Origin of the sequence: Hymenobacter sp. YIM 151858-1, from assembly GCF_025979705.1 — a bacterium.
Taxonomy (GTDB): domain Bacteria; phylum Bacteroidota; class Bacteroidia; order Cytophagales; family Hymenobacteraceae; genus Solirubrum.
The window spans coordinates 2,387,125-2,400,064 of sequence record NZ_CP110136.1; the positions used below are offsets into that span (position 1 = coordinate 2,387,125).

Consider the following 12,940-nt stretch of genomic DNA (forward strand, 5'->3'; position numbering starts at 1 on the left):
CCTGCACGCAATCGGCCCCAATGAAACGCTTGCGCGTAACTTGCACCGGGCTTTATCCACGCCGCTGCCGCATGTCTGCATCTGCCGCTCCTACTGGTTGGTACCGCGCCTGGGGCAAACGCCTGCTCGATGTGCTGCTAGCCGCGCCACTGCTGCTGCTGGCGCTGCCGCTGCTGGCCGCGGCGGCCGTGTTGCTGAAGCTGCAGCCCGGCAGCGGGCGCGTGCTGTTTCGGCACCAACGCCCGGGGCTGCACGGCCGCCTGTTCACGCTCTACAAGCTGCAAACCATGACGGACGAGCGCGACGCCCAAGGCCAGCTGCTGCCCGATGCCCAGCGCCTCACGCGCCTAGGTCGTTGGCTGCGCGCTTCCTCCATCGACGAGCTGCCCCAGCTCTGGAACGTGCTGCGCGGCGACATCAGCCTGGTAGGCCCACGCCCCTTGCTGCCCGAATACCTGCCGCTTTACTCGCCCGAGCAGGCCCGGCGCCACTTGGTGCGCCCTGGCATTACGGGGTGGGCGCAGGTAAACGGGCGCAACGCCATCAGCTGGGAGCAAAAATTTGCCTTCGACGTGTGGTACGTCGAGCATCTCTCTTTTGCGCTCGATTTACGTATTCTAGCCCTGACGGCCGCTCGCGTGCTGGGTGCCCAGGGCATTTCGGCACCGGGGCAGGCCACCACCGAAGCCTTTCGGGGCTCGGCCTCCGGCTCTTCCGATTCCTCTACCGCATGACCCAGCTTTTCTTTTCCGAGTACGAAGACCCCGATTTCACCGGCGTACGGCCGCTCGTGATTGTTGGCGCGGGCGGCCTCGGCCGCGAAGTGCTGCAGCTGGTACGCCAAATCAACGAAGCGGAGCAACGCTGGAGCGTACTGGGCTTTTACGACGACCAGCGCCCCGCCCAGGAGCGCGTGCACGAGCTGCCGTGGCTCGGCACCGTTGCTGACCTGAACGCCACCGCCGAATCGGTTTACGTGGCCGTGGCCGTGGGCAGCAGCCGCAACCGCGCCGCCGTGGTAGGCCGTCTTTCCTCACCGCGCCTGCATTTTGCCACGCTGGTGCACCCCTCGGTGCCGCTGCGCGCTTATCAGCAGATACAGTTGGGCGTGGGCTGCATCATCTGCCAGGCCAGCATTCTTACCTGCGATATTCGCCTGGGCCGCCATGTGCTCATCAACCTAGGCTGCACCATCGGGCACGATGCCGTGCTCGAAGATTTTTGCTCGCTGATGCCGCACGCCAACGTTGGCGGCGAGGCTTATCTGGAAGCAGGCGTATACCTCGGCACCAATGCTACCGTTATCAACCAGGTGCGCGTTGGTACCGAAGCCGTGGTAGGTGCCGGGGCCGTGGTGGTGCGCGATTTGCCCGCGCACTGCACCGCCGTGGGCGTGCCGGCTTCCGTCATCAAGCAGCGCGTTTAAGTTGGTGCCAGCGCCAACTACTCGCCGGCCGCTGTGCGTACACCTTGCCGCGGGCTTACTTTTGCCTGAATAATCCACCTAGGGCTGCGTTGCGCGGCTTTGCTTTTGGGGCTGCTCCCCTGCCCTCACTTTATGCGTAGCGACGAATACGACCGGCTTTATCTTTCGCCGCCACACCTGGGCCGCCACGAGCTCAACTACTTGCACAAGGCCATCGAGGACAACTGGGTAGCTCCCGTGGGCCCTAATATCGACGGCTTTGAGCGCGACATTTGCCAGTACACCGGCGCGCAGCATTGCGTGGCCCTCAACTCGGGCACGGCCGCCATTCACCTAGGACTGCAGCTGCTCGGCGTTGGCCCCGGCGACGAAGTGCTGGTGCCTTCCTTCACGTTTGTAGCCACCGCCAACCCCGTGCGCTACCTGGGTGCCGAGCCCGTCTTCATCGACAGCGAAACCGATACCTGGAATATGTGCCCCAGCCTGCTGCGCGAGGCCCTCGTTGAGCGCAGCCGCACGGGCCGCCTGCCCAAAGCCATTGTGCTGGTGCACCTCTACGGCATGCCGGCCCGCTTGCCCGAGCTGTTGGCCATTGCGGCCGAATTTGGCGTGCCGGTGCTCGAGGATGCCGCCGAAGCCCTAGGTTCTACCTTCCAGAAACAGGCCTTGGGCACGTTTGGCGCGTTGGGTGTTTTCTCCTTCAACGGCAACAAAATTATTACCACCAGCGGCGGTGGCGCCTTGGTTACCAACAACAGCGAATGGGCCCAGCAGGCGCGTTGGCTGGCCACCCAAGCCCGCGACACCGCTCCGCATTACCAGCATTCAGCCGTAGGCTACAACTACCGCCTCAGCAACCTGCTGGCCGGCATCGGCCGCGGCCAGATGGGGCTGCTCGAAGACCGCGTGAAGCGCCGGCGCGAGATTTACATGCAGTACTGCGAGCTGCTGAAGCCGCTGCCCGCTATTCAGGTAGGCCCGGCGGAGTTGCCCAATGCCCGCGCCAACCGTTGGCTGACAACCATTTTGCTGCGCCCCGAGCACACCAGCCTTACTCCGGAAGCCGTGCGCCAGCACCTCGAAACCCATAACATCGAGGCTCGGCCCCTCTGGAAGCCCATGCACCTGCAGCCGCTATTTGCCCACTGCACTACGTACGGCGGCAGCGTTTGCGAAGACCTTTTCCAACGTGGCCTCTGCCTCCCCTCCGGCTCCGCCATGACCGATGCACACGTGCGCCGCGTGGTAAGGGCGCTTAAGGAAATACTACCCACGGAGTAATCCAGGGTAGGCAGATTAGTCCATAAAGTTCAATCAGGGGTACAAATCAAAAGCGGCGGGCACAAAAGGCCCGCCGCTTGGTATATAAATCTCGTCCGGTTTGGCTCAGCTGAGCGCCTGTTCCAAATCAGCAATCAACTCCTCCACGGGCTCAATGCCCACCGACAAGCGCACCAGGCCCACGGTAATACCCAAGGTTTGCTGCTGCTCCGGTGTAAGGTTGCGGTGCGAGGTACCTAGGGGGTACGACAACGACGAATCAACGCCCGCCAGCGAGGGGGCAAACGGAAAGCGCTGCACGCGGCGCATAAAGTCGCTCACGGCCTCGGGGTCGTCGGCGAGTTTGAACGAGAGCATACCGCCGTACAAGCCGCCGCCTTGCTGGGTTGCAACACGGTGTTGTTCGTGCTCGGCCAGGCCGGGGTAGTACACGGCCCGCACTGCTGGGTGCTGCTGCAGCATGTTGGCAATAGCCAAGGCGTTGTGGCTGTGCTCGCGCACGCGCAAGCGCAGGGTTTTCAGGCCACGCACGGCCAGCCAGCTTTCCATGGGGCTCAGGGTGAGCCCGTAAAACATCACGATTTGCTTCAGCCGGGCAGCGGTTTCGGCGTCGGCCGCTACCGTTACGCCGGCCGTAACGTCGCTGTGGCCCGATATGTATTTGGTGACGCTGTGCAGCGCGATGTCGGCACCTAGGGCCAAGGGCTTCGTCAGGATGGGCGAAGCGAAGGTATTGTCAACTACCAGCTTCAGACCGTGGCGGTGGCACTCGTCGGCCAGGCGGCGCAGGTCGGCTACGCGCAGCAGCGGGTTGCTGATGGTTTCGGCCAGCAGCAGGCGCGTGGCAGGCTGCACAAACGGCCCTAGGTCGTAGAGCTGCTCGAAGGGCACGTAGGTAACCGCAATGCCCACGCGGCTGAGCTCGGCATTCAGCAGCGCCGACGAGCCGCCGTAGATATCGGCCGCGCACAGCACATGGTCGCCGGCCCGGCAATACGCCATGATGGCGGCGAATATGGTGGCCATGCCCGAGCCGGTTGCAATGGCTCCTGCCCCGCCCTCCAGCCGGTTCACGGCTTCGGCTAGCTCGTCGGAGTTGGGGTTGCCGTTGCGCGAGTACATGTAACGGCTGCCGGGCTCCTGAAAGTAAGTTTCGAGTTCGTTGAGGTCCTGAAACTTGAAAACCGAAGTTTGGTAGATGGGCGTGATTTTCGGGCGGATATCCATTAGGCAAATGTAACGCTGCGGTGCTTCTGGCAAGCAGTACGACCCAGGCTGAAATGAGTGACGAAAGCAGCAAAACAAAAAGGCCTTTCTCGCGAGAGAAAGGCCTTTTTGTTAATCGAGCAAGGAGCACTACGCCAGTACCGACTCAGCCAGTACCGTTACGTTGTTGCGCAGCACTTCCACCACGCCGCCGCTCACTTGGAACGACTCGCGGCCGGCTGCGCTGGTGATGCGCAATTCGCCTGCCTGCAGCGCGCTGATCATCGGCGCGTGGTTGTTGAGCACTTCAAACTGACCGGCAACACCCGGAAACACCGCCGAGGTAACTTCGCCCTCGAACACTTTCCGGTCCGGCGTGATGATTTCTAAACGCATGTTAGTTGTCAGTTTTTAGTTGTCAGTTGTCAGCGCCGATCCAGACCTAGGCCCGAACCCACAACCGACAACTGTCAACTGTCAACTAAAAGATTAGCGGGCCTCAGCCATCAGTCGCTCGCCCTTGGCAACGGCATCCTCGATGGTGCCTACCAGGTTGAACGCAGCTTCGGGCAGGTGGTCGTAGAGACCGTCGATGATGCCGTTGAAGCCTTTGATGGTGTCCTTGATGTCAACGAGTACACCTTTCAGGCCGGTGAACTGCTCGGCCACGTGGAAGGGCTGCGACAGGAAGCGCTGCACACGGCGTGCACGCGATACTACCAGCTTGTCTTCTTCCGATAGTTCGTCCATACCCAGGATGGCGATGATGTCCTGCAGTTCTTTGTAGCGCTGCAGAATCTCCTTCACGCGCTGGGCGGTGTTGTAGTGCTCTTCGCCGATGATCGAGGCATCGAGGATACGCGAGGTCGAGTCGAGCGGGTCAACGGCCGGGTAAATACCCAGCTCGGCGATTTTACGCGACAGTACCGTGGTAGCGTCCAAGTGAGCGAAGGTGGTAGCCGGAGCCGGGTCGGTCAAGTCGTCGGCAGGTACGTAAACGGCCTGTACCGAGGTAATCGAACCGCGCTTCGTGGAGGTAATGCGCTCCTGCATGGCACCCATTTCGGTGGCCAGCGTGGGCTGGTAACCTACGGCCGAAGGCATACGACCCAGCAGAGCCGATACTTCCGAACCAGCCTGGGTGAAGCGGAAGATGTTGTCGATGAAGAACAGGATGTCGCGGCCGGCACCGGTGCCGTCGCCGTCGCGGAAGTTCTCGGCAACCGTGAGGCCCGACAGAGCTACGCGGGCACGGGCTCCGGGGGGCTCGTTCATCTGGCCGAACACGAAGGTCGCTTTCGAGTCCTTCATGCCTTCCAGATCCACGGCGTCCAGCTTCCAATGGCCTTCTTCCATGCCGTGCTTGAACTCGTCGCCGTACTGTACGATGCCGGCTTCGATCATTTCGCGCAGCAAGTCGTTGCCCTCGCGGGTACGCTCGCCCACACCAGCAAACACCGACAGACCCGAGTAGGCTTTGGCGATGTTGTTGATGAGTTCCTGAATCAGTACGGTTTTGCCTACGCCGGCACCACCGAACAGACCGATCTTACCGCCCTTAGCGTAGGGCTCGATCAGGTCGATAACTTTGATACCCGTGTACAGTACCTCGGTGCTGGTCGAGAGGTCCTCGAAGCGCGGAGCCGAGCGGTGGATGGGCAGCGAGCCGGTAGCAGCGGGCTGGGGCAGGCCGTCGATGGCCTCGCCTACCACGTTGAACAGGCGGCCGAGTACGGCGTCGCCGGTGGGCATCTGAATCGGGGTGCCTAGGTCACGTACCTCAGCGCCGCGGGTCAGACCGTCGGTCGAGTCCATGGCAATGGTACGCACACGGTCTTCGCCCAGGTGTTGCTGGCATTCCAGGATAACGCGCGTGCCGTTGTCCTTCACCACTTCGAGGGCGTCGAGGATGTTGGGAAGCTTAGAGCCTTCACCCGCGAAGCTCACGTCGACGACGGGGCCGATAACCTGGGTGATTTTGCCGGTATTCGCCATTGCAGTTCTTTATAAGGAGAATGAGAGCAGTTTCAGGCCGCAAAAGTACGGACCATTCGCTGCACGGGCAACCCCGCCTCCCGCCGAAAAAAATCAGAATCTTTTCTCGCTGAAAATCACCGCAAAAAGGGGCTTTTCGACCTTACCAAGGCCTTTTTGCTGAAATTTTTTTTGGGGCAAAATTTGGAGGCAGCGAAAAGCTAGCTACATTTGCAAACCCAAACGGCACAACCACTGGTTACCGCAAGGGAAATTGTCCGATGGTGTAACTGGCAACACGCTTGATTTTGATTCAAGAAAGTCCAGGTTCGAGCCCTGGTCGGACAACCAACAAGGCGCTGGCCCCCTCTTCGGAGTGGAGCCGGCGCCTTTTGCGTTTTTCGGTTCCGGCAAATCGGCCCACGCGCTAGCCCTGGGTCAGGCGGGCAAGCGGCCCGGCACCCAAGTACCGCGCGTGCATCCGAATCGGTCGGGCGCCGCTGTCTTGGTTTCGCAGTTTCGCTTATCCCTGTTCCATTCCCTCATGTCTTCGCAGGTTAAAATCTTCTCCGGCACCACGTCGCGCGATGTGGCCGAAAAAATTGCCGCCGCCTACGGTCAGCCCCTCGGCGACCTCACCATCCAGCGCTTCGCCGATTCCGAAATCGGGCCGAGCTTCAACGAGAGCGTGCGCGGCTGCGAGGTGTTCCTTATCCAGAGCACTTTTCCGCCCTCCGACAACCTGATGGAGCTGATGCTGATGGTAGACGCCGCCAAGCGCGCCTCGGCCTACAAAGTGAACGTGGTGATGCCCTACATGGGCTACACCCGGCAAGACCGCAAGGACAAGCCGCGCGTGAGCATTGGCGCCAAAGTGGTGGCCGAATTCATCCAGAGCGTGGGCACCTCCCGCCTGATGACCTGCGACCTGCACGCCGGCCAGATTCAGGGCTTTTTCGATATTCCGGTCGATCATCTCGACGGCTCGACCATCACGGCGCCCTACATCAAGTCGCTCAACCTCGATAACCTCATCTTCGCCTCGCCCGATGTGGGCGGCGTAGTGCGCACGCGGGCTTTTGCCAAGAAGTTCGGGGCCGAAATCGTGGTGTGCGACAAGATGCGCCTGCGCGCCAACGAAATTGCCTCGATGCAGGTAATCGGCGACGTAACGGGCATGAACGTGGTGCTGGTGGATGATATCGTAGATACGGCCGGCACCATTTGCAAGGCCGCCGAGCTGCTGATGGAGCGCGGCGCGGCCTCGGTGCGCGCCGTCATCACCCACCCGGTGCTCAGCGGGCCGGCGCACGAGCGTATCCGCAAATCGGCTTTGGTGGAGCTGATTACGACCGACACCATTCCGCTGCGCGAGGAAAACGAAAAGATCAAAGTGATTTCCGTAGCCGACCTTTTCGCCCGCGCCATTCACAACGTGGTGTCGCACGAATCGATCAGCTCGCTGTTTATATAAGCTATAGAGTAACTAAGACTAGAGCTAGTTCCCCTCCTCAGATGAGGAGGGGTTAGGGGTGGTTGAGAGGCTAGAGCTAAAAGCTAGTGTTGATTGTCGTTCAACGATTGGTCAACCACCCCTAGCCCCTCCTCATCTGAGGAGGGGAACTAGCTTGTAGCCTAAGTTTTAATTGATGGTTAGGCTTTATTCTACTTCATGTAAGCATCGGGCTTCCAAAATATAATTCTTCGCTGTACCTTTGCGGCCCCTTCGGCTGTACCGGCCGAGCGGAACAGTTTCATTTCAAGGCCTTTAAAAAGGCCACACTTTTTCAAACACCAGTTTTATGAAAAGCCTGGAGATTGTAGGGTTTAAAAGAGCGAATCTCGGCAAGAAGGAAGCCAAGCGTCTGCGCAACGAATCGTACGTACCTTGTGTAATGTACGGCGGCGAGACCCAAGTGCACTTCTACGTACCGGCCATTCTGTTCCGCGAGCTGCTGTACACCCCCGAAGTTCACATCGTTGATCTGAACGTAGAAGGCGACCTGTACCGTGCTGTTGTGCAGGATTCGCAGTTCCACCCCGTAAACGAAATGCTGCTGCACGTTGACTTCCTGCAACTGCAGGAAGGCAAAGAAGTGAAGATGGAAGTACCGGTGAAGTTCGTAGGTACTTCGCCCGGCGTTCAGCAAGGTGGCAAACTGGTTTCGAAGCTGCGCAAGCTGAAAGTAAAGGCTCTGCCCGAGAACCTGCCCGACTTCGTGGAGGTAAACATCTCGGACCTGGGCCTGGGCAAGTCGATCAAGGTAAGCAAGGTGGAAACCTCGGGCTACCAGATCCTGACCAACCCGCTGGCTCCGATTGCTACCGTGACCATCCCGCGTGGTCTGCGTGGTCAGCTGCAAGCCGAGAAATAGGTTTTTCGAGCTTTCGACTAAGAAAATCCTGCTTCGCTTCGGTGCGGAGCAGGATTTTTTACGTTTGTGCCCGCGTAATACACCGCTATGAAATATCTGATCCTAGGTCTGGGCAACATTGGCCCGGAGTACGCCGACACGCGCCACAACATCGGCTTTATGGTGCTCGATTACCTGGCCCAGAAGCACGAGGCCAAGTTTGAGATTGGCCGGCACGCGTTCGTGACGGACATCAAGCACAAAGGCAAAACCTACGTGCTCGTGAAGCCCACCACTTATATGAACCTGAGCGGCAAGGCGGCCGCGCACTACCTTACTTCGCTGAAGCTGGAAAAGGAGCAGATGCTGGTGGTAACCGACGACCTGGCCCTGCCCTTTGGCAAGCTGCGCCTGAAGGGCAAAGGCTCGGCCGGCGGGCACAACGGCCTCAAGCACATTCAGGAAACCCTGGGCACCGACGAGTACGCCCGCCTGCGCTTCGGTGTGGATGCCAACTTTCCGAAGGGCCGGCAGGTGGACTACGTGCTCAACCCCTTTTCGGCCGATGAGCAGATTGACCTGCCGCTGCGCGTGGAAAAAGCTGCCGAGGCCGTGCTGGCGTTTGGCACCCTAGGGCTGGAGCGCACCATGAACCTATTCAACACTAAATAAAAGTACCCGGGTTTGCGCCCCTAGGTAGCGCCAAAACGGTTAAGCCAAAGAGGCGCCGCAGCCCTGAGCTGCGGCGCCTCTTTGGCTTAACCGTTTGCTTTACTCAGCCGGTTTCAGCTCGGCCTCGGTGGGGCGAACAAACGCAATGCCTGGTTTTGCCCACGGCGTAGGGTTACCGGCAGCATCCATCAGCGCAAACGAGGCTGCGAAACGGTGGCCGCGCTCCAGCGCGAAAGCGCCCGCGCACATGCCGCGGCCCACGGTAATGCGCCCGTTATCATCGGGTTGCAGGTAGTAGGCGGTGGCGGAGCGGTTAGCTGAATCCCGCACCACAACCCTGACGAGGCACGCCGAGGCATCCTACACGCGGGCAGCAAAGCGCACGAATATCTCCGGGCCGCAGCCCATTTCTTCGTAGTGCGCGGCCTGCAGCTTGGGCATATCCAGCCACACGGGGGCGGTGTGGTCGGGGGTGGCGGCTACGGTGTAGGCCACCGCCCAGGTGCCCGCGTTGTGCTGACTGATGAGGTTAATTCGCGGCTTGCTGCGCTCGGCAATTACCAGCTCGTAGCGGCGGCCGGGCTGCAGGCGCCGGGCGGGTTTGAGGATGACCTGGGTGAGCTGCACCTGGCCCACCAGCGTTTCAGCAACCCGCAGCGCAATGCGCTCCTGGCCTGCCTGCAGGTAAGCGGTGTATGCGCCACCTAGGCCCCGCACCAGCTGCTGGCTTTCGTCCATGCCCTCTACCATAAACACGGCGTTGGCTGGCACCACGCCTGCACTGGGCCAAATGGTTAGCCCGCGGTTATAGCACTTGGCCTGCGCGGCGGTAGCCAGCAACCATAGCAGCAAGGTTGCCAAATACTTCATAAAGAGTAAAGCTAAATGACGACCAGCCGCAAACCAGGGCACGGGGCGGTGGCCCGTAAAAAAGCGGCACCACTCACCTAGGGCGAGTGGTGCCGCTTGGGGCCGGCGCGGGCAACGCGCCGCTACGCCACAAACGAGCCGGGCCGCACCGGCTGCCCAGGCTGCATCAGGCGCAACGAACCGTCTACATCTTCGGCCATTAGCAGCATGCCCTGGCTTTCGATGCCTTTGATTTCGCGCGGCGCCAGGTTCAGCAGCACCAGCACTTGTTGGCCAATGAGGTTGGCGGGCTCGAAGTGTTCGGCAATGCCGCTTACAATGGTGCGCTGATCGAGGCCGGTATCCACGGTGAGCTTCAGCAGCTTTTTGGTTTTGGCTACTTTTTCGGCCGTGAGGATGGTGCCCACGCGCAGATCCATGCGGCCGAACTCGTCGAACGACACATTATCCTTGGCGGGCGTAACGGGCGTGTTGGCCAGCTGATTGGCTACTTTGGTATCGAGTAGCTTCTGCACCTGCGCTTCCACGGTTTTGTCTTCGATTTTGTCGAAGAGCAGCACGGCCTCGCCTAGGTGATGGCCGGCGGGCAGCAGGTCGGCAGCGCCGGCCTGGGCCCAGGCCTGGCGCTCGATGCGCAGCATGCTGCCTAGGTTCGCGGCCGCGGTGGGTAAGAAGGGCTCCATGAGAGTAACCAGGCTGGCGGCCAGTTGCAGGGCCACGTGCAGCACGGTGCCGGTGCGCTCCTGATCGGTTTTTACCAACTTCCAGGGCTCGGTGTCGGCCAGGTACTTGTTGCCGAGGCGCGTAAGGTTCATCAGCTCGGCTAAAGCGTCGCGGAAGCGGTACTGCTCAATCAAATCACCGATGCGCTTCGGGAACTCGGCCAGTTGGGCAAACACCTCGCGGTCGGCATCGGTGAGCGGGCCTTTTGCGGGCACATCGCCGCCGAAGAACTTGTGCGTGAGCACCACGGCGCGGTTCACGAAGTTGCCTAGGTTGGCTACCAGCTCGTTGTTGTTGCGGGCCTGAAAGTCCTTCCAGGTGAAGTCGTTGTCCTTGGTTTCGGGGGCGTTGGCGGCCAGCACGTAGCGCAGCACATCGGCCTTGCCGGGGAAATCCTGCAGGTACTCGTGCAGCCACACGGCCCAGTTGCGCGAGGTCGAAATCTTGTCGCCTTCGAGGTTCAGGAATTCGTTGGCGGGCACGTTGTCGGGCAGGATAAAGTCGCCGTGGGCCTTAAGCATCGCCGGAAAGATGATGCAGTGGAACACGATGTTGTCCTTGCCGATAAAGTGCACCAGCTTGGTGCCGGGGTCTTGCCAGTAGGGTTTCCAGGCGTCGCCGGGCAGCAAATCCTTGGTGGCCGAAATGTAGCCGATGGGCGCATCAAACCACACGTAGAGCACCTTGCCATCGGCGCCCTCTACGGGCACGGGCACGCCCCAATCCAGGTCGCGGGTTACGGCGCGGGGCTGCAGGCCCTGGTCGATCCAGGACTTGCACTGGCCGTACACGTTGGTTTTCCAGTCCGATTTGTGGCCTTCGATAATCCACTCGCGCAGCCACTGCTCGTACTGGTCGAGGGGCAGGTACCAGTGCTTGGTTTCGCGCAGCACGGGCTGGTTGCCCGAGAGCATCGAGCGGGGGTTGATGAGCTCGGTGGGGCTGAGCGACGAGCCGCACCGCTCGCACTGGTCGCCGTAGGCGTTTTCGTTGGCGCAGGTGGGGCACGTACCCACGATGTAGCGGTCGGCGAGAAATTGCTGGGCCTGCTCGTCGTAGTACTGCTGCGACACCTGCTCCGTGAACTGGCCGGCCTCGTACATCTTCCGGAAGAAATCGGAAGCGGTTTGGCGGTGCGTGTCGTTGGAGGTGCGGGCGTAGATATCGAATGAAATACCAAAATCTCGGAACGAGTCGCGGATGATGGCGTGGTACTTATCGACTACCTGCTGCGGCGTTACGCCTTCTTTCTGGGCCCGGATGGTGATGGGCACGCCGTGCTCGTCGGAGCCGCACACGAACTTAACGTCGCGGCCTTGGGCGCGCAGGTAGCGGGCGTAGATATCGGCCGGAATGTACACGCCGGCCAGGTGACCAATGTGTACGGGGCCGTTGGCATAAGGCAACGCTGCCGTGATGGTGTAGCGCTGGGGTTGGGAGGTCGTGCTCGGAGGGGTCATGCAGCTATCAGAGGCAGCCGGCACCTAGGGCCGGCCGATAGGGCTTCGTACGAATGAAACGCGCAAAGAAACGGGTAAATGCGCAGTCTTCACCTCGTCGTTTTGCGTATTAAGCACACCCCTACCACGCCGGACCAATTTTTCAGCCGTATGAGCAAAGACAATCTGCGTCCGATTCACTTCCTTGGCGAAGTAGTTCGCTTGCTTCTCCACACCACAACCTCTACTCCTATGGCCAAAGCCGCAACTACCCCCACGGCCGACACCACGCCCGAAGAACAGCCTGCCAAGCAAAAGGACAAAGGCAAAAAGAAAGACAAAGACGGCCAGAGCAAAGCCGACCGCAAAGCCGCCAAAGCCGAGCGCAAGCAGCAACAGAACGATGCGGCCCACACCAGCATTGATTTGCCCGCCGACAACGAGCAAGCCAAGCGCAAAAAGTCGGGCAACAGAAAAGCCCTGCGCGCCGCCGCTAAGCAAGTGCAGAAAGAGCTGGATCGTCGGCTCGATGAGCTAGCCAAGCGCATCCGGAAGGAAACCAAAGCCAAGCTGCGCGAAGTAGTGGAAGAAGCCACGCGCCGCTTCGACGACGAGAGCGGCCAGCTGCTGCAGCAAACCCTGGAAAGCCTCTCGGAAGATGGCGCTGCGGCAACCACTGCCGCTGCCGGTTATGAAACCGAGGATGCCGGCCAAGCGTCCGAAGCAGCCCAAACCGGTACTCAAGCAGAGCCGGAGGCAGCACCAGCCCCCGCTGCCGTGCCCCAGCGCAAGCCCGCGGCACCTAGGCCTTCGCGCAGCCGAAGCGGTGCAGCCGCTGCTGCGGCCCCGGCCCCGGCTACTGCAGCCGGCAGCCGTTCGCGCAGCCGGGCCGCCAAGCCCGCCGCGCAACCCGGCAACCCCGATGCCGCGGCGGCAGGAGCTACCGATGCGGCGCCCGTAGTTGGCGGCGCCTAGGTGCGCTAGCGTAAACAAGA

13 protein-coding genes and 1 tRNA gene are annotated in these 12,940 nt (G+C 60.9%); 8 read left to right on the forward strand and 6 right to left on the reverse strand.

The genetic code is table 11. The features are described 5' to 3' along the window. Positions 1–71: 71 nt before the first annotated feature. The 3 genes from OIS50_RS10570 to OIS50_RS10580 all read left to right on the forward strand — a co-directional run bounded on the left by OIS50_RS10570 (position 72) and on the right by OIS50_RS10580 (position 2,707). Positions 72–734 (forward strand): sugar transferase, encoded by a 663-nt coding sequence (locus OIS50_RS10570; RefSeq protein WP_264690604.1) that lies wholly within the window; start codon positions 72–74, stop codon positions 732–734. Beyond that, positions 731–1,426, forward strand: a complete 696-nt coding sequence (locus OIS50_RS10575) for a NeuD/PglB/VioB family sugar acetyltransferase (RefSeq protein ID WP_264690605.1) — start codon at positions 731–733, stop codon at positions 1,424–1,426. Before OIS50_RS10570 ends, OIS50_RS10575 begins: the two co-directional genes overlap by 4 nt. A 132-nt stretch (positions 1,427–1,558) precedes the next feature. After that, positions 1,559–2,707 (forward strand): aminotransferase class I/II-fold pyridoxal phosphate-dependent enzyme, encoded by a 1,149-nt coding sequence (locus OIS50_RS10580; protein ID WP_264690606.1) that lies wholly within the window; start codon positions 1,559–1,561, stop codon positions 2,705–2,707. A 105-nt stretch (positions 2,708–2,812) separates the two neighbouring features. On the opposite strand, the gene OIS50_RS10585 is transcribed toward OIS50_RS10580, so the two are convergent. The 3 genes from OIS50_RS10585 to atpD form a co-directional block, all read right to left on the reverse strand. After that, positions 2,813–3,934 (reverse strand): trans-sulfuration enzyme family protein, encoded by a 1,122-nt coding sequence (locus OIS50_RS10585; protein ID WP_264690607.1) that lies wholly within the window; start codon positions 3,932–3,934, stop codon positions 2,813–2,815. Between the two features lie 129 nt (positions 3,935–4,063). Then, on the reverse strand, positions 4,064–4,309 hold the full coding sequence (atpC, locus tag OIS50_RS10590; protein ID WP_264690609.1) for an ATP synthase F1 subunit epsilon: 246 nt from the start codon (positions 4,307–4,309) through the stop codon (positions 4,064–4,066). Between the two features lie 93 nt (positions 4,310–4,402). Further along, complete coding sequence (atpD, locus tag OIS50_RS10595) at positions 4,403–5,908, reverse strand: F0F1 ATP synthase subunit beta (protein ID WP_264690610.1); 1,506 nt, start codon at positions 5,906–5,908, stop codon at positions 4,403–4,405. A gap of 254 nt (positions 5,909–6,162) precedes the next feature. On the opposite strand from atpD, the gene OIS50_RS10600 reads away from it, so the two are divergent. The 4 genes from OIS50_RS10600 to pth all read left to right on the forward strand — a co-directional run bounded on the left by OIS50_RS10600 (position 6,163) and on the right by pth (position 8,913). After that, positions 6,163–6,238, forward strand: a tRNA-Gln gene (locus OIS50_RS10600). 193 nt (positions 6,239–6,431) lie between these two features. Then, positions 6,432–7,361: a ribose-phosphate pyrophosphokinase gene (locus OIS50_RS10605; protein ID WP_264690611.1), complete on the forward strand. Its 930-nt coding sequence runs from the start codon at positions 6,432–6,434 to the stop codon at positions 7,359–7,361. A 328-nt stretch (positions 7,362–7,689) separates the two neighbouring features. Continuing rightward, positions 7,690–8,262, forward strand: coding sequence for a 50S ribosomal protein L25/general stress protein Ctc (locus OIS50_RS10610; RefSeq protein ID WP_264690612.1), 573 nt, complete (start codon positions 7,690–7,692; stop codon positions 8,260–8,262). 87 nt (positions 8,263–8,349) lie between these two features. Further along, the gene (gene pth, locus OIS50_RS10615) at positions 8,350–8,913 is read left to right on the forward strand and encodes an aminoacyl-tRNA hydrolase (RefSeq protein WP_264690613.1); all 564 of its coding nucleotides are present in this window, start codon (positions 8,350–8,352) and stop codon (positions 8,911–8,913) included. A gap of 99 nt (positions 8,914–9,012) precedes the next feature. Here pth and OIS50_RS10620 read toward each other — a convergent pair whose 3' ends face one another. From OIS50_RS10620 to metG, 3 genes are all read right to left on the reverse strand, one after another. Next, positions 9,013–9,246 (reverse strand): hypothetical protein, encoded by a 234-nt coding sequence (locus OIS50_RS10620; protein WP_264690614.1) that lies wholly within the window; start codon positions 9,244–9,246, stop codon positions 9,013–9,015. 27 nt (positions 9,247–9,273) lie between these two features. Beyond that, positions 9,274–9,783, reverse strand: a complete 510-nt coding sequence (locus OIS50_RS10625; protein WP_264690615.1) for a hypothetical protein — start codon at positions 9,781–9,783, stop codon at positions 9,274–9,276. Positions 9,784–9,905: 122 nt separating this feature from the next. Beyond that, positions 9,906–11,966 carry a methionine--tRNA ligase gene (gene metG / locus OIS50_RS10630; protein WP_264690616.1) on the reverse strand — a complete coding sequence of 687 codons (2,061 nt, stop codon included), beginning with the start codon at positions 11,964–11,966 and terminating at the stop codon, positions 9,906–9,908. A gap of 231 nt (positions 11,967–12,197) precedes the next feature. Here metG and OIS50_RS10635 point away from each other — a divergent pair, with 231 nt between their 5' ends. Continuing rightward, entirely contained in the window at positions 12,198–12,920 is a 723-nt protein-coding gene (locus OIS50_RS10635; RefSeq protein ID WP_264690617.1) for a hypothetical protein, read from the forward strand. Positions 12,921–12,940 lie beyond the last annotated feature (20 nt).